Genomic DNA, 19,615 nt, shown 5'->3' on the forward strand with positions numbered 1-19,615 from the left:
GAAAAGATCGGCTCAAACTGAAAAAATGAAATGACTGAGTCAGCCGAGAAGAATTTCCCCGCTTATTCGCACCTTCCCTAGCCTGTAGAGATGTAACGCACCTCCATAACGGTGGCGCTTTATTTTTTCGTTCTCCTGAGATGTTCTAACCTATGTCGTAAGCGAGTCTGGATTGCGAGGTGTTTACAAAACCAGTGGCGATTCAATGTGTGTCATGATCAGCTTGGACATATGTAGAGTTGTTTTCGCTGATCATGACATTAAGGTGGCAATGAAAAATCAGAGGGAGCCAGCTCCTGCGGAGGGCTTACAGATATAGATACTCGGGGCCAGACCGCTCACTTGGGGATAACGAATATTAACCTGTTCGCACACTGCTGCTGTCAATGACTGTGGAACCAATGCAACCACACAGCCACCAAACCCGCCACCAGTCATCCTCACACCACCACGACTGCCGATGATCTCTTTGATCATGTCGACCAAGGCGTCGATAGCAGGCACTGTGATGGCAAAATCATCACGCATCGAGGCATGGGACAGCGCCATTAATTCGGCCATCATGACCATGTCTTCATTGGCAAGCGCATCGGCTGCTGCCAGCGTTCGTTCATTCTCGGAGATGACGTGGCGTGCACGGCTCGCGACGACAGGATCCAGTTCGTTGGCTCGCTCGGTGAACTGGGTCATCGTCAGGTCGCGCAGTGCCTTGACCCCAAAATGCCGTGCGGCCTCTTCACACTGTGCCCTGCGGGTATTGTATTCGCTATCCACCAGGCCCCGGCGTACGTTCGAGTTGATGATGACCACATCAATGTCGGCTGGCATGCTCACAGGACGGGTATCCAGACTGCGGCAATCGATCAGCAGAGCATGATCTTGCTGACCCAGAGCCGAGATGAACTGATCCATGATGCCGCAGTTGCAACCGACGAACCTGTTTTCCGCCAGTTGTCCATTCAGGGCGATATCTGCTTGGCTGATGTCGAGGTGATTCATCTCTTTGAAGATCTGTCCTACTGCCACTTCCAGAGAGGCGGAAGAGCTCAGGCCTGCTCCCTGAGGTACATTGCCACTGATTACCAGGTCTGCCCCTGTCAGTTGACAGCCTCGCAATAGCAAATATTTGACGACGCCTCGCACATAGTTGGCCCACAGGTATTCCGGGCGTGCCTCTATGGGGTGGCGTAAGTCAAATTCATCCAGTTGGTTGTGATAGTCGGCAGCGATAACCCTGATCAGACTGTCTTGGCGGGGGGCAGCACTGATCACGGTCTGATAATCGATGGCGCAGGGTAGCACGAAACCATCGTTATAGTCCGTGTGCTCCCCAATGAGGTTAACACGCCCAGGAGCCTGAATGGCGAGGGTCGGGCGATAACCATACTGGGTGTAAAAGGTATGTTCAGTCACGCTGTGTGGCGATTCAATACTCATATCTCAACCTCAAACCTGTTCACGAAAATGGATATCGCTGACGGAACGCAGGCGTTCTGCCGCCTGTTCTGCCGTCAGGTCACGTTGTGTTTCTGCCAGCATTTCATAGCCCACCATAAACTTGCGTACGCTCGCAGAGCGCAGCAGGGGCGGGTAGAAGTGGGCGTGCAACTGCCAGTGATCATTCTCTTCGCCATTGAATGGCGCACCATGCCATCCCATCGAATAGGGGAAGGAGCACTGAAACAGGTTGTCATAGCGGCTGGTCAGTTTTTTGAGCGCCAGTGCGAGGTCTGCACGCTGTTGCGGTGTCAGTGTCGGTAGACGTGTTACCGCAAACTTGGGAAGCAACAGGGTTTCGAAGGGCCAGGCAGCCCAATAAGGCACTACTGCCAGCCAGTGTTCCGTTTCCACTACGGTGCGGCTGCCGTCAGCCTGCTCGCGTTCCGCATAATCGAGCAACATGGCTCGACCATGTTTGGCAAAATACTCCCGTTGGGCGACATCTTCCCGCGCGGCTTCGTTGGGCAAGAAGTCGTTGGCCCATATCTGCCCATGGGGATGGGGATTGGAGCACCCCATCATGGTGCCCTTGTTTTCGAATACTTGGATCCAGCGGTATTCGCGCCCCAGCTCTGCGGTTTGTTCACACCAGGTGTTGACCACGGCAGTGAGGGAGGGGATAGACAACTCGGGCAAGGTCTTGCTGTGATCCGGTGAGAAGCAGATTACCCTGCTGGTGCCGCGTGCACTCTCTAGCCGGAAGAGGAGGTCCTCGCTGGTTGGGGCCATAGGTGTATCAACCATCAGTGCCGCAAAGTCGTTGGTAAAAACGAAGGTCGACGGATAATCCGGATTTTTGTCACCTGTGACGCGAGTATTGCCGGCGCAGAGGAAACAATCCGGATCGTGAGGGGAGCGCTGGGTACGATCGGGTTCATCCTGCTGGCCCTGCCAAGGGCGTTTCGCCCTGTGGGGAGAAACGAGAACCCACTGTTGGATCAATGGGTTGTAACGACGGTGAGGGTGGTCGGTCGGTTCGAATTGCATAGTAAGGTCTGTCTCGTTCTGTATATTCATGGAAGAGGGTAACCGTTTGGATTTTGGGATTGCCAGCGCCAGGTATCAGCCGTCATCTCATCAAGCGTGCGATAAGCCTTCCACCCCAGTTCGTTATAGGCCCGTGTTGGATCTGCCCAACACTGTGCTATGTCCCCGGCGCGGCGCGGCACGATCTCATAAGGCAGTTCGCGGCCACAGGCCTTGGAGAAGGCGGCATGAATGTCCAGGACACTGTAGCCATGCCCAGTGCCCAGGTTGTACATATGGACGCCAGCTTGCCCAAGCGCATGTTTCAAGGCTGCGACGTGGCCATCGGCTAGATCCATGACATGAATGTAATCCCGCACACCGGTACCATCTGGTGTCGGGTAGTCATCACCAAAGATGGCGAGTTTGGCACGGCGGCCCACTGCCACCTGGGCAATATAGGGCATCAGGTTATTGGGAATGCCCTGGGGATCCTCGCCCATCAGGCCGCTGGGATGGGCGCCCACCGGATTGAAATAGCGCAACAGGGTCAATGACCAGTCGGGGGCTGAGTGTGCAAAGTCCTTGATGAGGCGCTCCACCATCAGCTTGCTTTGACCATAAGGATTGGTGGCGTGAAAGGTGGGCGACTCCTCGGTGATGGGCATGATCTCCGGCTCGCCATAGACGGTGGCAGATGAGCTGAACAGCAGGGTCTTGACCCCGGCGCGTCGCATTGCCTGCAGCAACACCAGGGTGCCGCTGACATTGTTGTCATAGTACTCGAGAGGCTTTTGTACCGATTCCCCTACGGCCTTGAGGCCTGCGAAATGGATCACGGCATCTATCTGCTGGTCTGCAAACACACGATCCAGCAGGTCGGCATCCCGCACATCACCGTGATAGTGCTGGGGGCGCAGTCCGCTGAGGCTGTGGATACGTTCGAGGACGCTCTCTTTGCTGTTAACCAGATTGTCCAACAAGATGGGGGTCATCCCGGCAGCGATAAGCTGCAAGCAGGTATGACTACCTATGTAACCAGTTCCACCTGTCACGAGTATATTCAACATGAATCGCTCCTTGGTGCTCGTTTTTATTGGGTTTTATTTAGTGTAATCGCTTTCCCTTATTCTGCGCTTGTGAACAAGCTCCTGGAAGATGTATCTCCATTTGATGTGATTTTTGTCACATTTTTCACCGCGATGAGCATGAGAATGGATAAGGGTGTATGTAAATGGATTACACAGCGAGACGCTCGTATTGATAGAATGCTCTCGCTTTTGATATGAAAGCCGTGTCAGGTATTGGAAATGTCGGTAGTATCTTGACCCAGTACAGCACTGGTTTTTATTTATACCGTTCACCGGAAAAGCTAATTCATGGCAACCATCAAAGATGTAGCACTCCTGTCAGGCGTATCTGTCGCCACCGTCTCACGCGTCATCAATCACTCGCCAAAGGCGAGTCAGGCGTCACGAGACGCAGTCTTCAAGGCGATGCATGAACTCAACTACCATCCCAACGCGAACGCGAGAGCATTGGCCCATCAGAACAATGACACCTTGGGATTGATCGTTGCTGATGTGTCTGATCCCTTCTTTGGCACCATGGTTAAAGCTGTCGAGCAAGTGGCACAAGCTACGGGGAATTTTCTGCTTATAGGAAATGGCTACCACGACGCAGCCAAAGAGAAGCATGTAATAGAGCAGTTGATAGGGCATCGCTGCTCTGGCCTGGTGGTTCATGCTAAAATGCTGCCAGATGAAGAGCTGATCCAGATGATGAGCTATGTTCCTGGAATGGTGCTTATCAACCGTATTGTTCCTGGATTCGAGTCCCGTTGTGTTGCGCTGGATGATCGCTATGGTTCTTGGCTGGCAACGCGTCACCTGATCCAGGAAGGGCACAAGAAGATAGGGTTTCTGTGTTCCAACCATCAAATCTCTGATTCGCAGGATCGCCTGCAGGGGTATCTGGATGCGCTGCAAGAGCACAATATTCCGGTTGATGAACGTCTGATCTCCCGTGGTAGTCCTGATGAATTGGGGGGGGAGGCAGCAATGACGGAGTTGCTGAGTCGGGGGCAACAGATGACAGCCGTCGTTTGCTATAACGACTCAATGGCGGCGGGGGCCTTGTCAGTGCTTAGTGATAACGGGATTGATGTACCTCAAGACCTCTCTTTGGTGGGTTTTGATGATGTGTTGATATCTCGCTACCTGCGCCCTCGTCTGACAACGGTGCGCTATCCCATCATTGCTATGGCCACTCAGGCTGCAGAGCTGGCCATTGCTTTGGCAAAGGGGGGGCCTTTGCCCCAGACGACGCATATGTTTAGCCCGACACTGGTTCGCCGTCACTCGGTTCGCACCATTGATTAGTCCAAGTGCTGGGCTTGTGGGCCTATAGCGATTACGGCAAGGTTACCAGCTCGGGCCTTGCCTTTTTAAAGTCTCATCTTCCTCTTTAATGCCTCAATGTCCTCCTCTTCAAAACCTCTGAACTAGACGCTCTGGCGAAACAAATAGCCTACCTGGTGCCCAGGAGATGCTTCCGCAAGAGAGGCTTCATGTTCTGCACATCACTTTCATCACCCTTAACGTCAACCATGCTTGAGAACTACTGCTCACTCCTCATGTAATCGATAACACCCCATCTGCTTTATTTTATTTATTTAAAATCAATGGTTTATATCATGGCGTGTAATGGCGGTCAGAAGGTTATCTTATTTATTAGTGTAATTATTACAAATGTGTGAGTTTCGTCATGTCATTCAATACGATGTTGTTCTTATAATCCCTCTCGGATAGTGAAAGCGCTTTCCCTTTGGACTGGTAAGCGGTTTATCAGGATAACAATGCAACAGTGGAATAAAGGAATAACTATGAAAGTGAAGCTACTGACGACTTCCGTTGCCCTCGCTCTGTCAATGACAGCATTAAATGTCAATGCTGTTGATTTCACAGGGTATTTTCGCTCTGGCGTAGGTGTGTCCCAGGATGGTGATATGCAAACTGGTCGACAGAACGTTGTCGGCCGCCTGGGTAACGAAAACGATACCTATACCGAAATTGGTATTGGTCAGGAGGTTTACAACAAGGATGGCAAGACTTTCTACGTTGACAGCATGTTTAGCATGCAGAGCGATGGCTCTAATGACTATGAAAGTACCACCACAGTGTGTAACTTCGATCAAAAAGAGTGTAAGGACGATGCAACCTTTGCCCTGCGCCAATTCAATGTGAAGGCCAAGGGATTGCTCTCAGCCGCGCCCGATGCGGTGGTCTGGGCTGGCAAGCGCTTCTACCAGCGTCATGATCTCCACATCATCGATACCAAGTACTGGAATATCTCGGGAGCTGGCGCCGGTATTGAGAATCTCAAGGCCGGCCCAGGCGCCTTCTCACTGGCCTGGATCCGGTCCGATGGCAACGATATCGATAACTCGATTGTCAACAATGACCTCAACGTCAACTTCCTGGACCTGCGCTATGCCGGCTGGGCTCCCTGGGAAGGGGCTTGGACCGAAGCGGGCGTCAGCTATGCGATGCCTAATCCGACCGATGAACAGAAGAAGGTCGGTAATCTCTATGATCCCAAGAATGGTGTCATGCTGACGGCAGAGATGAGTCAATATTTTGCCGATAGCCGCATCTACGAGAAGTTGGTGCTGCAATATGCTGACAAAGGGTTGGCCCAGAACATGATCTCCCAGGGGGGTGGGTGGTATGATGTTTGGCATTTGACCGACGATGCCAAGGGATACCGTGTAATTTTGACGGGTGACATTCCCATGGGTGAGAAATTCAGTGTGAACCATGTCTTCACTTACGGTAAGGGTGAGGAACTTGAAGCATGGCATGACAACACCGAACTGTTCAGCGCCGTCGCGCGGGGTGGTTATGCGTGGACTGACATCATGAAGACGCTGGTTGAAGCCGGTACTTATGAAACTACCAAGACCTGGACAAGCGGTTCTGAAGAGAAATCGAGTGGCCAGAAATATACCTTGGCTCAAGCCTGGTCAGCTGGACCCAGCTTGTTTGCTCGCCCGGAGATCCGTGTGTTCGCCAGCTATTTGAAAGATGGCGAAGGCAAATCCTTCAACGGTGGTGAAGATGACCACACTTGGAACTTTGGTGTTCAGGCCGAAGCCTGGTGGTAAAAAAACGATTCATCAATATCATGGGAGCCCAACCGGGCTCCTTTTTTAATGTCGTCTCGAAATGATTAGTCCGGACCTGCGTGAAATGATGGGGGTTGGGGGGAGGTGAGCATTCCACTGAAGAACCATCAGGCAGTATGTTGAAGGGGAGATCTCCTTTGAAAAAAAGAGGCGCAGCATTGTGGCTGCGCCTTTGCTTTAACGGGTCAATTACTGCAACAGAAAAGCATCCAGTGCGTAGGTGGGTTTGCCACCATTGTCCATCAATCCCAGGCTGTAACCCTGCCAGTTCTTGTAACTCTGCGGTTCCCAATAAAGCACGCCGAGGCCCTTGTTGTTAGGGATCCACTTCATTTTGTTGAGTAGATCGGCGATGGTGTCATAGCTGTTTTTCGGGTCATCCCAAGGCATGCCAACCTCCACGATCATCACCTCTTTGTTATATCGACTCACCATATCGGATAGATTGTCATAGCAGAGGTTGTTGAGGGTAAACCAGTCACCGTTACCGCTCTGTGTTGGGTAGATGGAGGCACCAATTACATCCCACTTGGCGCCGTTGTTCTTGAGACCATCAAACATCCAGCGATAGAGAGTGTTGTTCTCACAGTTGGCCAAGTGGACGATCACCTTGGTACTACTGTTGACCGCCTTGACAGCGTCGTAGCCGCTGTTAATGAGCCAGGCAAAGTTCTTCATGTTGACCGAGGCGCGCCCCTCTTCCCAGAGCATGCCATTGTTGGTCTCGTTGCCCACTTGCACCCACTTGGGGGTAATTCCTGCGTTTTTCAGGGCAACGAGGGAGTTGTAGGTGTGCCACCATACGTTCGACATTAGCTGATCAAAGGTGTAGCTCTGCCAGGCTGCAGGTTTGGTTTGCTTGCCAGGATCAGCCCAGCTGTCGCTGTAGTGGAAGTCAATCAGCAGATCGAAACCGGCCGCCTTGGCCCGCTTGGCCTTGGCGATGACGTCACTGATGTTGTTCCAGCCATCGGCAGGATTGACCCATACCCTGAGCCGGATGGTGTTCATACCGTGCTCTTTCAGGGTCTTGAACAGATCTTGCTGCTGGCCGGCGTCGTTATAGAACTTGTACCCGGCTTTCTCCATCTGGGTCAGCCAGCTGACGTCAGCTCCCTTGACCATGGCCTCTCCCTGGCCATGAAACAGCAGGGCGCCGCCAAGCAGCAGGGTGGTAAGCAGATGTCTCTTCATTGTTGTTATCTCCTGTCTGGATGTGTGTAGGGTGGCGACAGGGAGGCAGTCCCGCGCCGGGATGGCGTCGCCGTGCGGCGCCATCCCGGCGGAGGCTGGGGCCGCCTTGCGGCGGCCCTGGGATCACCCGGCGGGGGAGACGGTGACCTGGATGTGTTGGGGATCGCGGCGATCCAGGGTGATGCGATACTGGCCGTCGCTGGGCGGGGTGAACTTCATGTCGCTCCACTGCCAGCCGGCCTTGACTACCACCGGCTTGTCCGACTCTACCTTGGCGGCGGGGTCGAACTGGCCATAGGTGGTGTCGGCCTTCCACTTCTCATCGGCAATCTTGAACTTGTAGGCGCCGTGACTGGCCTGCAAGGCCACCTGGACCGACAGCAAGTCCCCTTGCTGGGTAACCAGTTGCTGGTCTGCCGGGGCCTCCCAGTTGTTCATCTCGCCGCGCAGGAACAGCGGGCGGGCCAGGGGATCCTCCTCGTTGGCCAGCGCGGGCTGGAGGCAGGCGATCAGGGTAGTCAGCAACAGTGTCTTCTTGAACATGGATGGTCCTCTCTGTGGTGTGTGATCAGGCGCTCTGCAGGGTGAAGCGGCGGGTCAGCGACAGTTGCTGCTGCGATAGCTGCTGCAACTGGTCGCTGGTCTGTGCCACCTTGGCCAGGGCACCCTGGTTGTCGTCGGCAATCCGGGCGATGTTGGTAATGTTGCGGGCGATCTCGGCGCTGGTCTGCTGTTGCTGCAGGGTCGCGCTGGCGATACGGCTGCTCTGCTCGGCCACCTTCTGCAGCGCCTGGGATAGCTCGGCTAGGGTGGCGCAACCCGCGTCGCTGTCGGTGCGACTCTGGGCCATGGCGTCGTGGCAGCGCAGCATGGTGGCGACCGCACCGCGGGTGCTTTGCTGCAGATCGTCGATGATCCCCTGGATGCGGGTGGTGGAGTCTGCTGTGTGGTGCGCCAACTGACGCACCTCGTCGGCCACCACGGAAAAGCCACGCCCCTGTTCGCCGGCGCGGGCCGCCTCGATGGCGGCGTTGAGGGCCAGCAGATTGGTCTGCTCCGTGATGCGCTCGATCAGGGCGAGGATGTCACCGATGCTGACGCTCAATGTCTGCACCTGTTCCACGCTGCGGCGCGACTCCGCCAACTCGTCAGCCAGTTGCTGCAGCCGTTGACCGGTCGCCGCCCCACGCAGGCTGGCGGCGTGGGCCGCCGCGGCTATGTTGCCGAGGGTCTGCTCGGTCTGGCCTATGCTGCCGGCGACCTCGCGCACCGAGTAGTCCATCTCCTCCATGGCGCTGCAGACCCCTGTGGTTTCGTTGCGCTGCTCGCCGATGGCAAGTTGGGCGTGATGCTGGGCGTGCTGGTTCTGGCCGGCCATGCGGCCGAGGGCATCGGCGGCCTGAACTATCTGACCGAGCATGCCGCTCATCTCGTCGGCCAGGGCGTTGATGCCGGTCGCAAGCTGGCCGAACTCGTCGTGGCGCAGTAGCGGCACGCGTTGGCGCATGTCTCCCTGACTCAGGGCCTTGAGGGTGGTGAGGATGTGGTGCAGTGGCTGGCGGATGGCGCGCACCAGGTGCCACAGCACCAGGGCGCCGAGACCGAGGGAGAGCAACAGGCCGGCGCACAGCCCGAGGCGCAGCCAGAGCAGGATGGCGCCGCTGCCGGCGGTGCTGTGGCGAAGCTGAGCGTCGATCGCGGCGTCAAGCTCGCTCAGATCGCCTAGCAGGCTGTCGATAAGGCGGCTGGCCTGCACACTCTGGTTGCGCAACATGATGCTCTGTTCGACCAGCGCCAGGTGGCGTGCCGGCAGGCTCTCGGGGCCGGCCAGCAGGGTGGCGAGGGTATCGAACCTGGCACCCGTACCGCGTTCCAGGCTCAGGGGCACGCCGAAGGCATCCTCCTGGCCGGCGAGCTGGCGTGCCAGCTCCTGGCGCAGTGCCGCCGCCTGTTCGCTGGCGCGTGCATTGGCAGCCAGACGTGCGGCAACGGGGGCCGGATCCTGCTGCTTGAGGATCTCCTGTGTGGCGCTGACCTGCTGTTCCAGGTTTGCCAGCAGGCGGCTCTTGAGCAGCACGGCGGGGTGGCTGCCCAGAGGGGCGAGCAGCACATCGAGGGCGCTGGCAAGCTGGCGCGCCGTGTCGCCAAGGCGGGTGTCGGCCGCCAGCTTGCTCTGTTCGAGGCGGTTGTGGGCATAGTCATCGACCAACTGCTGGGCCAGTTGCCAGTAGGCGGCCTGTTGCTCGCGCAGGCTCTCGACGCGCGCACTCTGTTGCGGCTCCCCCGCTATCTGTCGAGCCAAGGTGGCCAGATCCTGGTCGAAACGGGCCTGCCATTGCTGCATCTGCTCGCGGGCGGCGCCCAGCTCCTCCTCTCCGGTCTGCAACAATGCGTTGCCCAGATGTCGGTCGAGGGTGAAGAGATCGCGGGTCACGGCGCGGCTCTGCACCAGGGTCGGCGCGGTATGGCTGGCGAGCAGCCCCACCTGGTCGGCCAGCCGTTGGCCGGCGTAGAGAGAGAGGGCCACCGAGAGCAGCAGCAGCAACAGGATGACGGCAAAGCCCAGCGCCAGGCGCTGGATGATGGAAAGGTGACGAGTGCGCAAGTTCATGGTATCGATTACATATGGTGTTGAGTCAACCCAGCCTGATGACACAAGTGATAAGTCATGTTTTATCAGTGCCTTACCTCGTTGAAAGATAAGGCCGCGATAAGGGAGGGCACCTGATTCTGATTTTTAGTGTAACGTTTTCATTGTTTTGTGAATCTTTTACACTCTTTCTCGGCACCCTTGTACGGGATTTGTCCAGGGTTGCGAGCCCGCTCTCATTTTGTGTCCCGCGCCCGGGGATAAAAAAAGCCCCCGACTGGCGGGGGCAAAATGGATCGGGGCATGCAGTAGCCGCGTTCAGCGGCTGATCCTGAGCCCTTCGGCATTGAACACAAGGCAATTTTGCGGGGCAAAGAAGACATCCATCTTCTGGTACGGATGAAACTCCCCATCCCCTGCCAGCAGCAGCTTGAAGCCGTCGGTGCCGCAGCACTGACCGAACAGGTAGGTGCTGTTGCCAAGACGTTCCACCACCTCGCAGGTAAAGGCGAGGTGGATCCCCTCTGCGCCCGGCACCACATGCTCGGGACGCAGGCCAAGGGAGATCTCGCTGCCCGGCTCGAGTCGCTCGGTGAGGATGGGCAGGGTGAGCTCCTGCTGGCCGGCTACCTTGACCCGGATCTGCTCCGGGCTCCAGGCCAGTACGCGGGCCGGCAGGAAGTTCATCTTGGGTGAGCCGATAAAACCGGCCACGAAGCGGTTGCAGGGTTTGTAGTAGAGCTCCATCGGCGAACCGACCTGTTCCACCTTGCCATAGTTCATCACCACTATCTTGTCGGCCAGGGTCATGGCCTCCACCTGATCGTGGGTCACGTAGATCATGGTGGTCTTGAGTTCCTGATGCAGCTTGGCGATGTGCAGGCGCATCTCGACACGCAGCTCGGCATCGAGGTTGGAGAGCGGCTCGTCAAACAGGAACACCTTGGGGTTGCGCACGATGGCACGGCCGATGGCTACCCGCTGGCGCTGGCCGCCGGAGAGCTGCTTGGGCTTGCGATCGAGCAGGTGGGAGAGCTGCAGCGTCTTGGCCACCATGCTGACCTGGTGGGTTATCTCCTCTTTCGGCACGCCATTGACCCGCAGGCCATAGCCCATGTTCTCGGCCACCGTCATGTGGGGATAGAGGGCATAGGACTGGAACACCATGGCCACCCCGCGATGAGCCGGGGCTACATCGTTGACCACCTGCTCATCAATCGCAATGTGGCCGTCCGAAATCTCTTCCAGACCGGCGATCATGCGCAGCAGAGTGGATTTACCACAACCGGAAGGACCGACAAAGACGGTGAACTCACCATCTTCTACATCCAGATTCACATTATGTAGGGTCACATTGCTGCCAAAACGCTTGATCACATTGTTCAGCCTGATACTCGCCATGAGCTTTAACTCCTTGATAATAAATGCCTTAGCTGCAAATGCTGGGGGCAGTCATGCCCCTGCTGCGGCTTCTTTGCCCTGGGAGGGAGAAGGCGTTTCACACCGTTTCACTCTGTGGCTTTGGGAGGACTATATCAGTCAGGTGTAAGCGGTTGCACAAAATGCTGTTTCTTTTGTGCATGAGATCACAGCCTTGGTACGTGCTACTGGCAGGCTGGGCAAGCACCGCTTACCGTAGAGCCATTCGGTGTAATCGTTACCTTTTTTGCTGTTCCAGTGCACTCGAAGAGCTGTGTAAAGCAAAAATCAAGTGATAGAGCGTATTGCTCCGGATCTGATGTATGGGATTAAACCATTTATTTTTCATTGCATTAGGTGGTAGTGAGGTTGTGTCATAGAGGCCAGACCAGTCCGGCGTGTAATGTGGTTGTGCTTTGTTTTACACCCGAATTGGTAACAAGCTTCAGAAGTTACACCGACTGGATGGAATCGTAACACTCACTTTGCCTACGTGGTCTGAGAAGACCTGCTTTTACCTGAGTTAGGGACAAGGAAATCATATGAAAATCAACAAATTGACTGCTGCAATGTTGTTGTCTTTGGGCGTTATGGGGTTGGGCCAGGTAGCCCGTGCCGCTGACGGTGAACTTCTGGTGTGGGAAGACATCAAGAAATCAAACGGCATTGAGGAGGCTGTCAAAGCGTTCGAAGCCAAGCACAACGTCAAGGTGAAGATCCTCGAAACTCCCTATGCCCAGCAGATCGAGAAGCTGCGCCTGGATGGCCCGGCCGGTATCGGTCCGGATGTGCTGGTACTGCCGCATGATCAGGTTGGTACTGCCGTGGTGCAGGGGCTGATCAGCGAGATCAAGCCGGGGGCCGACTATCTGGCTGGTTTCACCAAACCTGCGGTGGATGCCCAGACTTATGAAGGCAAGCTCTATGGCCTGCCCAAGGCGGTGGAGACCATCGTCATGGTTTACAACAAGGACCTGTTACCCAAGGCTCCCGAGAGCTTTGACGAGCTGATCAAGGCTTCACAGACCCTGCGCGGGGAGAACAAATACGGCCTGCTCGCCAAGTTTGACGAGATTTATTACTCCTACGGTGTAGTCGCAGCCATGGGGGGTTATATCTTCGGTCAGAACCCCAACGGTTCGCTCAACGTCAAGGATGTGGGCCTGGCCAACCAGGGCTCGGTCGATGCAGTGAGTTTCCTCAAGCGTTTCTACAGTGAAGGACTTTTCCCGGCCGGTATCGTGGGTGAGACCGGTGCCAACGCCATCGATTCCCTGTTCACCGAGAAGAAGGCTGCTGCCGTCATTACTGGACCCTGGTCGTTCCAGCCCTACAAGGATGCGGGGGTGAACTACGGTGTCGCACCGCTGCCGACATTGCCCAATGGCGAGCATATGCGCTCCTTCCTCGGCGTGAAAGGGTACAGCATCTCTACCTATTCCAAGCAGAAAGAGTTGGCGCAGCAGTTCATCGAGTTCATCAACCAGCCTGAGTACGCCAAAGTCCGCTTCGAGAAGACCGGCGAGATCCCGCCGCTCAAGGCGCTGATTGACGATCCGCTCATCAAAGATGACGAGAAATCCCGTGCCGTGGCCATTCAGGCCGGTTTCGCCACTCCGATGCCGAGCGTGCCCGAGATGCAAGAGGTGTGGACCCCTGCCAACAGTGCACTGCAGCTTGGCGTGACTGGCAAGCAGGATGTGAAGGCGGCACTGGAAGGTGCAGTCAAGAACATCAACATGCAGATCGAAGTCAACCACGCGCAGCAATAACACAAGTTGGGCGCAGGCCCAATTCGGGCCGGGCGGCATTCGTGGCCGCCCGGGCTCTTAATGGAAAGGAGGTACATTGTGGTTGTCGATTCCGGATCGCTTACCCAGATCGGTACAAGAACCCATCATGCCAAGGTGGCCGCCCTGCTCTCGCTGATCCCGGGACTCGGTCAGTGGTATAACCGGCAATGGGTCAAGGGCACCCTATTTTTCACCGTCATGGCCTGCTTCTTCGGCGTATTCCATGATTTTCTATCTCAAGGGTTCTGGGGGCTGTTTACCCTCGGCACCGAGTTGCCCCGGGACAACTCCGTCTTCCTCCTGGCCAAGGGGGTTATCAGCGTACTGGTGGCCATCTTTGGTTGCGCCATCTACTACTGGAGCGTCCGCGACGCCTATGTTAACGGCGATCGCCGGGATCGTGGCGTAGCGCTGACCAGTGTGCGCAAGCAATACCAGTTGCTGCTGAGCGAAGGGTTCCCGTATCTGATGATCACCCCGGGCTTCATCCTGCTGGTGTTCGTGGTGGTGTTCCCCATCATCTTTGGTTTCTCCATCGCCTTCACCAACTACGATCTCTACCACACGCCGCCGGCCAAGCTGGTGGACTGGGTGGGGATGAAGAACTTCATCAACATCTTCAAGCTCGATCTGTGGCGTTCGACCTTGCTCGACGTGCTGCAGTGGACCGTGATCTGGACGCTGATCGCCACCACGTTGCAATGCTCGGTCGGGGTGCTGCTGGCGATCCTGGTCAATCAGAAGGATCTGCGCTTCAAGCCGCTCATCCGCACCATCCTGATCCTGCCGTGGGCAGTGCCCGGTTTTGTCACCATTCTGGTGTTCGCCGGCATGTTCAACGAGACCTTTGGCGTCATCAACAACGGTATTCTGGCTTCTCTGGGTATCGACCCCAAGGCATGGATGACAGATCCCTTCTGGACCAAGACGGCCCTCATCCTGATGCAGACCTGGCTTGGCTTCCCGTTCGTCTTCGCCATGACCACTGGGGTGTTGCAGGCTATCCCGGATGATCTCTACGAGGCGGCCACCATCGACGGTGCCAGTACATGGCACAAGCTGACCACCATTACGCTGCCCCTGGTGCTGTATTCGATCGCTCCGATCCTCATCACCCAGTACACCTTCAACTTCAACAACTTCAACATCATTTACCTGTTCAACAACGGGGGACCTGCGGTGGCTGGTTCCAATGCCGGCGGCACCGACATCCTGGTCTCCTGGATCTACAAGCTGACCATGTCGTCATCCCAGTATGCGATTGCAGCGAGCATCACCATTCTGCTCTCCATCTTCGTGGTCGGCATTGCCCTGTGGCAGTTCCGTGCGACCAATTCGTTCAAGCAAGACGACATGGTGTAAGGAGATCCAGCCATGAGTGCCAAACACAGTCTGAAAAAGAGTAATGCCATCCGCCTGACCCTAAGCTATTTGCTGCTGGCTATGGTTGCGGTGATCATCATCTATCCCCTGATCTGGACGGTTGGAGCCTCTCTCAATCCGGGCAGCAGCCTGCTCAACACTTCGATCATCCCGGAAAACTTCTCCTTTATTCATTATCAGGAGCTGTTTGACGGGCGCATCGATTATGCCGCCTGGTACTGGAACTCGATGAAGATCAGTTTCCTGACCATGGTGTTGACCCTCATCAGCGTCAGCTTCACTGCCTATGCCTTCTCGCGCTTTCGTTTCCGTGGGCGGCAAAATGGCCTGATGTTGTTCCTGTTGTTGCAGATGGTGCCCCAGTTCTCGGCCCTCATCGCCATCTTCGTGCTGGCCCAGATGCTGGGTCTGGTCAACAGCCATCTGGCGCTGGTGCTGGTCTATGTGGGCGGCATGATCCCGATGAACACCTATCTGATGAAGGGTTACCTCGATGCCATCCCCAAGGATCTCGACGAGTCGGCGCGCATGGACGGGGCGGGCAACTTCCGCATCTTTATCGAGATCATCATGCCGCTCTCCAAGCCCATCATTGCGGTGGTTGCACTGTTCTCCTTCACCGGCCCGCTTGGCGACTTCATCCTGGCCAGCACCATATTGCGCACCCCGGATCAGTTCACCCTGCCCATTGGTCTCTACAACCTGGTCGCCCAGAAGATGGGGGCCAGCTACACCACCTATGCGGCGGGAGCTGTGCTCATCGCGGTGCCGGTGGCCATCTTGTACCTCTCCTTGCAGAAGTACTTCGTTTCCGGTCTTACCGCAGGTGGGACCAAAGGTTAATCCGTTAAACAGGACGTTCGACATGAAAATCAAGAAGACGCTGGTGATGGCGGCGCTGCTCGCCACCGGCATGTTGGGTATGCATGCCCCTGCCGTGGCTGCCGAAAATGTGGTGGTGCAACCAGTTGTTGTACCGCAGGAGTTCATCAAGGGGGCTGATGTCTCCATGTTGGCCGAAGTAGAGAAATTTGGTGGCAAGTTCTTTGATGCCAGTGGCAAGCAACAGGACGCCATGGCAATCCTCAAGGAGAACGGCTTTAACTACATTCGCCTGCGCCTGTGGGTAGACCCCAAGGATGCGGACGGCAAGCCTTACGGCGGTGGTAACAACGATCTGGCTGCAACGATAGCGCTTGCCAAGCGTGCCAAGGCCCTTGGTATGAAGTTCCTGCTCGATTTCCACTACAGTGATTTCTGGACGGATCCGGGCCGCCAGAACAAGCCCAAGGCGTGGCGTACGATGTCAGTCGAGCAGTTGGCGGATGCCGTTTACGCCCATACCAAGGAAAGCATGGATGCCCTGGCAAAGGCCGGTGTGATGCCTGACATGGTGCAGGTCGGCAACGAGATCAACGGTGGCATGTTATGGCCAGAGGGCAAGAGCTGGGGGCAAAACGGTGGGGAGTTTGATCGCCTGGCCACACTGCTCAAGGCTGGTGTACGTGCTGTGAAAGAGCACGGCAAAGATATCAAGGTGATGCTGCATCTGGCTGAGGGCACCAAAAACGACACCTTCGTCTGGTGGTTTGATGAAGTCGCCAAGCGCGAGGTGCCCTTCGATATCATCGGACTCTCCTTCTACACCTACTGGAATGGCCCCATCAGTGCCCTCAAGGCCAACATGGATGACATCAGCAAGCGCTATGGCAAGGATGTGATCGTGGTTGAGGCCGCCTACGGCTACACCACGGAGAACTGCGACAACGCCGAGAACAACTTCACTGCCAAGGAGGCGAGCGACGGTGGTTACCCGGCCAGCGTACAGGGGCAGGCCGACTTCCTGCGCGATCTGATCAAGAGCGTGGTGGCGGTACCGGACGGGCGTGGCAAGGGTGTCTTCTACTGGGAGCCTGCGTGGCTGCCAACCCCTGGTGCCACTTGGGCCACCAAGGCTGGGATGAAGTACAACAACGACGACTGGAAAGAGGGCAATGCCCGGGAGAACCAGGCGCTGTTTGACTGCTCCGGCCATGTGCTCCCCTCGATCAAGGTATTCAACTGACCCGGTTTCAACCGATAGGGCGACCGGCCATGGCCGGCGCCCCCTCGTTTTAGGAGATGTGTGATGTTCAAGTTTCCCCCGCTCAGTGAACGGGTGCCCGCTCTGCTGCATGGTGCTGATTACAACCCGGATCAGTGGCTGGATGATCCCCAGGTGTTCGAGCGCGATCTCGAGATGATGAAGCAGACCCGCTGCAATGTGATGTCGGTCGGCATCTTCAGTTGGTCTTCCCTGGAGCCACAAGAGGGGCGCTATGAATTCGGCTGGCTCGATACGGTGCTCGATCGCTTGCACGAAAACGGTGTGTCAGTTTTCCTCGCCACACCAAGTGGTGCTCGCCCGGCTTGGCTTTCCCTGCGTTATCCCGAGGTGCTGCGGGTCAGCAAGGAACGTGTGAAGGCACTGCACGGTGGCCGTCACAATCACTGTATGAGTTCGCCTGTCTATCGTGACAAGGTGCGCGCTATCAACGGTGCCCTGGCCGAACGCTACGGCCATCATCCAGGTGTCATCGCCTGGCACATCTCCAACGAGTATGGCGGCGAGTGCCACTGCGAGCTTTGTCAGGAGCGCTTTCGTGACTGGCTCAAGGCTCGTTATGGCAGCATAGAAGCGCTCAATCACGCCTGGTGGAGCAGCTTCTGGAGCCATACCTACACCGACTGGTCACAGATCGAATCCCCGTCTCCCATCGGCGAGAGCTCGATCCACGGCCTAAACCTCGATTGGAAGCGTTTCAATACCGCCCAGGTGAGCGATTTCTGTGCCGAGGAGATCAAGCCCTTGAAGGCGGCCAACCCGAGCCTGCCGGCCACCACCAACTTCATGGAGTACTTCTACGACTATGACTACTGGCAGTTGGCCAAGGAGATCGATTTCATCTCCTGGGACAGCTACCCCCTCTGGCACAACAGTGGCGATGACTCGACCCTGGCGGCGTACACCGCCATGTATCACGACCTGATGCGCACTCTCAAGGGAGGCAAACCTTTCTTCCTGATGGAGTCGACCCCGAGCCTGACCAACTGGCAGCCCATCAGCAAGCTCAAGAAGCCGGGAATGCATATCCTCTCCTCCTTGCAGGCGGTAGCCCACGGCTCCGACTCGGTGCAGTACTTCCAGTGGCGCAAGAGCCGTGGTTCGGTCGAGAAGTTCCACGGCGCCGTGGTCGATCACGTTGGTCACATCGATACCCGGGTGGGCCGCGAGGTGCAGGCGCTAGGCGAGATCCTGGCCAAGTTGCAAGAGGTCGCTGGCAGTCGCGTCGAGGCCAAAGTGGCCATCATTTTCGACTGGGAGAGCCGTTGGGCCATGGACAATGCCCAGGGGCCGCGCAATGCCGGCCTCTTCTACGAGAAGACGGTAGCCGAGCACTACCGCCCATTTTGGGAGGCAGGAGTTGCGGTGGATGTCATCAATGCCGACTGCGCGCTGGATGGTTATGACCTGGTTATCGCCCCGATGCTCTACATGGTGCGCGATGGCTTTGCCGAACGGGTTGACGCCTTTGTCAAACGAGGTGGGCAGTTTGTTACCACTTACTGGAGCGGCATCGTCAACGAGACCGATCTCTGTCACCTGGGGGGATTCCCAGGGCCGCTGCGCCCGGTCCTTGGGATCTGGGCAGAGGAGATAGACGGTCTCTATGACGAGGAACGTAACGCCGTCTCGGGTCTTGCTGGCAACGAAGCCGGACTCTGCGGCCCTTACGAAGTCACTCACCTTTGCGATCTCATCCACCTGGAAGGCGCGAGGGCCCTGGCCAGCTATGACGGTGACTTTTATGCCGGACGTCCGGCGGTGACGGTCAACGAGCACGGGACAGGTCGCGCCTATTATGTCGCCTCGCGAAATGATCTGGCGTTCCAACGCGACTTCTTTGGCCATCTCATCGAGACCCTGGCCCTGCCGCGTGCTTTGCCAGCCTTGCCGGAGGGGGTCACAGCTCAGTGTCGCAGCGATGGTGAGCAGGAGTTCGTGTTCGTGCAAAACTTCGCCAACGCCGAGCGCCTTGTCACTCTGCCGGGTGGTCACAGTGACATGGTGAGCGGTGAGGCGCTGAGCGATTCGCTGGTGCTGCCTCCATTCGGCTGCCGAGTGCTGCGTCGCGCCCGTTGATTGCGGGGCGGAGCCAGTGGCTTCGCCCTCTTTTTTATGTTTAGGAGATTCAAATGGTCAAGATGCAGGACTTCAAGCGGCTGTTCGCCGCCGCCCTCGGCCACAAGGAGGAAAAATCGACCGAGGCGCCGCTCTCCGGGCTGGACGAGGCGGCCATCACCGCGCTCATCGCTGCCTTTGGTGGGCACGACAACATAGTGAGCTTTGACGCCTGCCTGACCCGGCTGCGGGTCAAGGTCAATGCCTTGCAGCAGGTCGACAGCGAGGCGCTGCAAGGTCTCGGTGCCATCGGCGTCATCATCATCGGTGACGAGGTGCAGGCCATCTTCGGCAAGCGCTCGGACAACCTGCGCCGCGAGCTCGGTCAGTGGTTCGAGCTGCACGAGCCGGAGCAACACTAG

15 protein-coding genes are annotated in these 19,615 nt (G+C 56.7%); 8 read left to right on the top strand and 7 right to left on the bottom strand.

Features of this window, described 5'->3' with window-relative positions; genetic code table 11:
* Positions 1–279 precede the first annotated feature (279 nt).
* From galK to galE, 3 genes are read right to left on the bottom strand one after another with little or no spacing between them, the layout of a single operon-like run.
* Complete coding sequence (galK, locus tag PG879_RS14470; protein WP_238427525.1) at positions 280–1,437, bottom strand: galactokinase; 1,158 nt, start codon at positions 1,435–1,437, stop codon at positions 280–282.
* 9 nt (positions 1,438–1,446) lie between these two features.
* Positions 1,447–2,487: a galactose-1-phosphate uridylyltransferase gene (gene galT, locus PG879_RS14475; protein ID WP_203133437.1), complete on the bottom strand. Its 1,041-nt coding sequence runs from the start codon at positions 2,485–2,487 to the stop codon at positions 1,447–1,449.
* A gap of 26 nt (positions 2,488–2,513) precedes the next feature.
* Positions 2,514–3,533, bottom strand: coding sequence for a UDP-glucose 4-epimerase GalE (gene galE, locus PG879_RS14480; protein WP_203133542.1), 1,020 nt, complete (start codon positions 3,531–3,533; stop codon positions 2,514–2,516).
* Between the two features lie 312 nt (positions 3,534–3,845).
* On the opposite strand from galE, the gene galR reads away from it, so the two are divergent.
* Complete coding sequence (gene galR, locus PG879_RS14485) at positions 3,846–4,847, top strand: HTH-type transcriptional regulator GalR (RefSeq protein ID WP_041212951.1); 1,002 nt, start codon at positions 3,846–3,848, stop codon at positions 4,845–4,847.
* A 497-nt stretch (positions 4,848–5,344) separates the two neighbouring features.
* On the top strand, positions 5,345–6,631 hold the full coding sequence (locus PG879_RS14490; RefSeq protein ID WP_270830357.1) for a maltoporin: 1,287 nt from the start codon (positions 5,345–5,347) through the stop codon (positions 6,629–6,631).
* A 210-nt stretch (positions 6,632–6,841) separates the two neighbouring features.
* On the opposite strand, the gene PG879_RS14495 is transcribed toward PG879_RS14490, so the two are convergent.
* The 4 genes from PG879_RS14495 to PG879_RS14510 all read right to left on the bottom strand — a co-directional run bounded on the left by PG879_RS14495 (position 6,842) and on the right by PG879_RS14510 (position 11,837).
* Positions 6,842–7,846 (bottom strand): glycoside hydrolase family 53 protein, encoded by a 1,005-nt coding sequence (locus PG879_RS14495; RefSeq protein WP_203133436.1) that lies wholly within the window; start codon positions 7,844–7,846, stop codon positions 6,842–6,844.
* Between the two features lie 123 nt (positions 7,847–7,969).
* Positions 7,970–8,389 (bottom strand): hypothetical protein, encoded by a 420-nt coding sequence (locus PG879_RS14500; protein ID WP_041212954.1) that lies wholly within the window; start codon positions 8,387–8,389, stop codon positions 7,970–7,972.
* A 25-nt stretch (positions 8,390–8,414) separates the two neighbouring features.
* On the bottom strand, positions 8,415–10,457 hold the full coding sequence (locus tag PG879_RS14505; protein WP_041212955.1) for a methyl-accepting chemotaxis protein: 2,043 nt from the start codon (positions 10,455–10,457) through the stop codon (positions 8,415–8,417).
* A 297-nt stretch (positions 10,458–10,754) separates the two neighbouring features.
* Positions 10,755–11,837, bottom strand: a complete 1,083-nt coding sequence (locus PG879_RS14510) for an ABC transporter ATP-binding protein (RefSeq protein WP_041212956.1) — start codon at positions 11,835–11,837, stop codon at positions 10,755–10,757.
* 560 nt (positions 11,838–12,397) lie between these two features.
* Between PG879_RS14510 and PG879_RS14515 the strand changes: the two genes are divergently transcribed.
* From PG879_RS14515 to PG879_RS14540, 6 genes are all read left to right on the top strand, one after another.
* On the top strand, positions 12,398–13,627 hold the full coding sequence (locus PG879_RS14515; RefSeq protein ID WP_041212957.1) for an extracellular solute-binding protein: 1,230 nt from the start codon (positions 12,398–12,400) through the stop codon (positions 13,625–13,627).
* 78 nt (positions 13,628–13,705) lie between these two features.
* Entirely contained in the window at positions 13,706–15,010 is a 1,305-nt protein-coding gene (locus tag PG879_RS14520; RefSeq protein ID WP_041212958.1) for a carbohydrate ABC transporter permease, read from the top strand.
* A 12-nt stretch (positions 15,011–15,022) separates the two neighbouring features.
* Positions 15,023–15,874 (top strand): sugar ABC transporter permease, encoded by an 852-nt coding sequence (locus PG879_RS14525; protein WP_041212959.1) that lies wholly within the window; start codon positions 15,023–15,025, stop codon positions 15,872–15,874.
* Positions 15,875–15,896: 22 nt separating this feature from the next.
* Positions 15,897–17,096, top strand: a complete 1,200-nt coding sequence (locus PG879_RS14530; RefSeq protein WP_041212960.1) for a glycoside hydrolase family 53 protein — start codon at positions 15,897–15,899, stop codon at positions 17,094–17,096.
* A 63-nt stretch (positions 17,097–17,159) separates the two neighbouring features.
* Positions 17,160–19,214: a beta-galactosidase gene (locus PG879_RS14535; protein ID WP_041212961.1), complete on the top strand. Its 2,055-nt coding sequence runs from the start codon at positions 17,160–17,162 to the stop codon at positions 19,212–19,214.
* A 53-nt stretch (positions 19,215–19,267) separates the two neighbouring features.
* The gene (locus PG879_RS14540; protein WP_041211339.1) at positions 19,268–19,615 is read left to right on the top strand and encodes a glucose PTS transporter subunit EIIB; all 348 of its coding nucleotides are present in this window, start codon (positions 19,268–19,270) and stop codon (positions 19,613–19,615) included.

It is taken from the genome of Aeromonas sp. QDB63, assembly GCF_027707425.1.
GTDB lineage: Bacteria > Pseudomonadota > Gammaproteobacteria > Enterobacterales > Aeromonadaceae > Aeromonas > Aeromonas caviae.

Coding starts and splice junctions, on each gene's coding strand:
- galK (WP_238427525.1), bottom strand. CDS start 1,437: ATGAGTATTGAATCGCCACACAGCGTGACTGAACATACCTTTTACACC.
- galT (WP_203133437.1), bottom strand. CDS start 2,487: ATGCAATTCGAACCGACCGACCACCCTCACCGTCGTTACAACCCATTG.
- galR (WP_041212951.1), top strand. CDS start 3,846: ATGGCAACCATCAAAGATGTAGCACTCCTGTCAGGCGTATCTGTCGCC.
- PG879_RS14495 (WP_203133436.1), bottom strand. CDS start 7,846: ATGAAGAGACATCTGCTTACCACCCTGCTGCTTGGCGGCGCCCTGCTG.
- PG879_RS14500 (WP_041212954.1), bottom strand. CDS start 8,389: ATGTTCAAGAAGACACTGTTGCTGACTACCCTGATCGCCTGCCTCCAG.
- PG879_RS14505 (WP_041212955.1), bottom strand. CDS start 10,457: ATGAACTTGCGCACTCGTCACCTTTCCATCATCCAGCGCCTGGCGCTG.
- PG879_RS14510 (WP_041212956.1), bottom strand. CDS start 11,837: ATGGCGAGTATCAGGCTGAACAATGTGATCAAGCGTTTTGGCAGCAAT.
- PG879_RS14515 (WP_041212957.1), top strand. CDS start 12,398: ATGAAAATCAACAAATTGACTGCTGCAATGTTGTTGTCTTTGGGCGTT.
- PG879_RS14525 (WP_041212959.1), top strand. CDS start 15,023: ATGAGTGCCAAACACAGTCTGAAAAAGAGTAATGCCATCCGCCTGACC.
- PG879_RS14530 (WP_041212960.1), top strand. CDS start 15,897: ATGAAAATCAAGAAGACGCTGGTGATGGCGGCGCTGCTCGCCACCGGC.
- PG879_RS14535 (WP_041212961.1), top strand. CDS start 17,160: ATGTTCAAGTTTCCCCCGCTCAGTGAACGGGTGCCCGCTCTGCTGCAT.
- PG879_RS14540 (WP_041211339.1), top strand. CDS start 19,268: ATGGTCAAGATGCAGGACTTCAAGCGGCTGTTCGCCGCCGCCCTCGGC.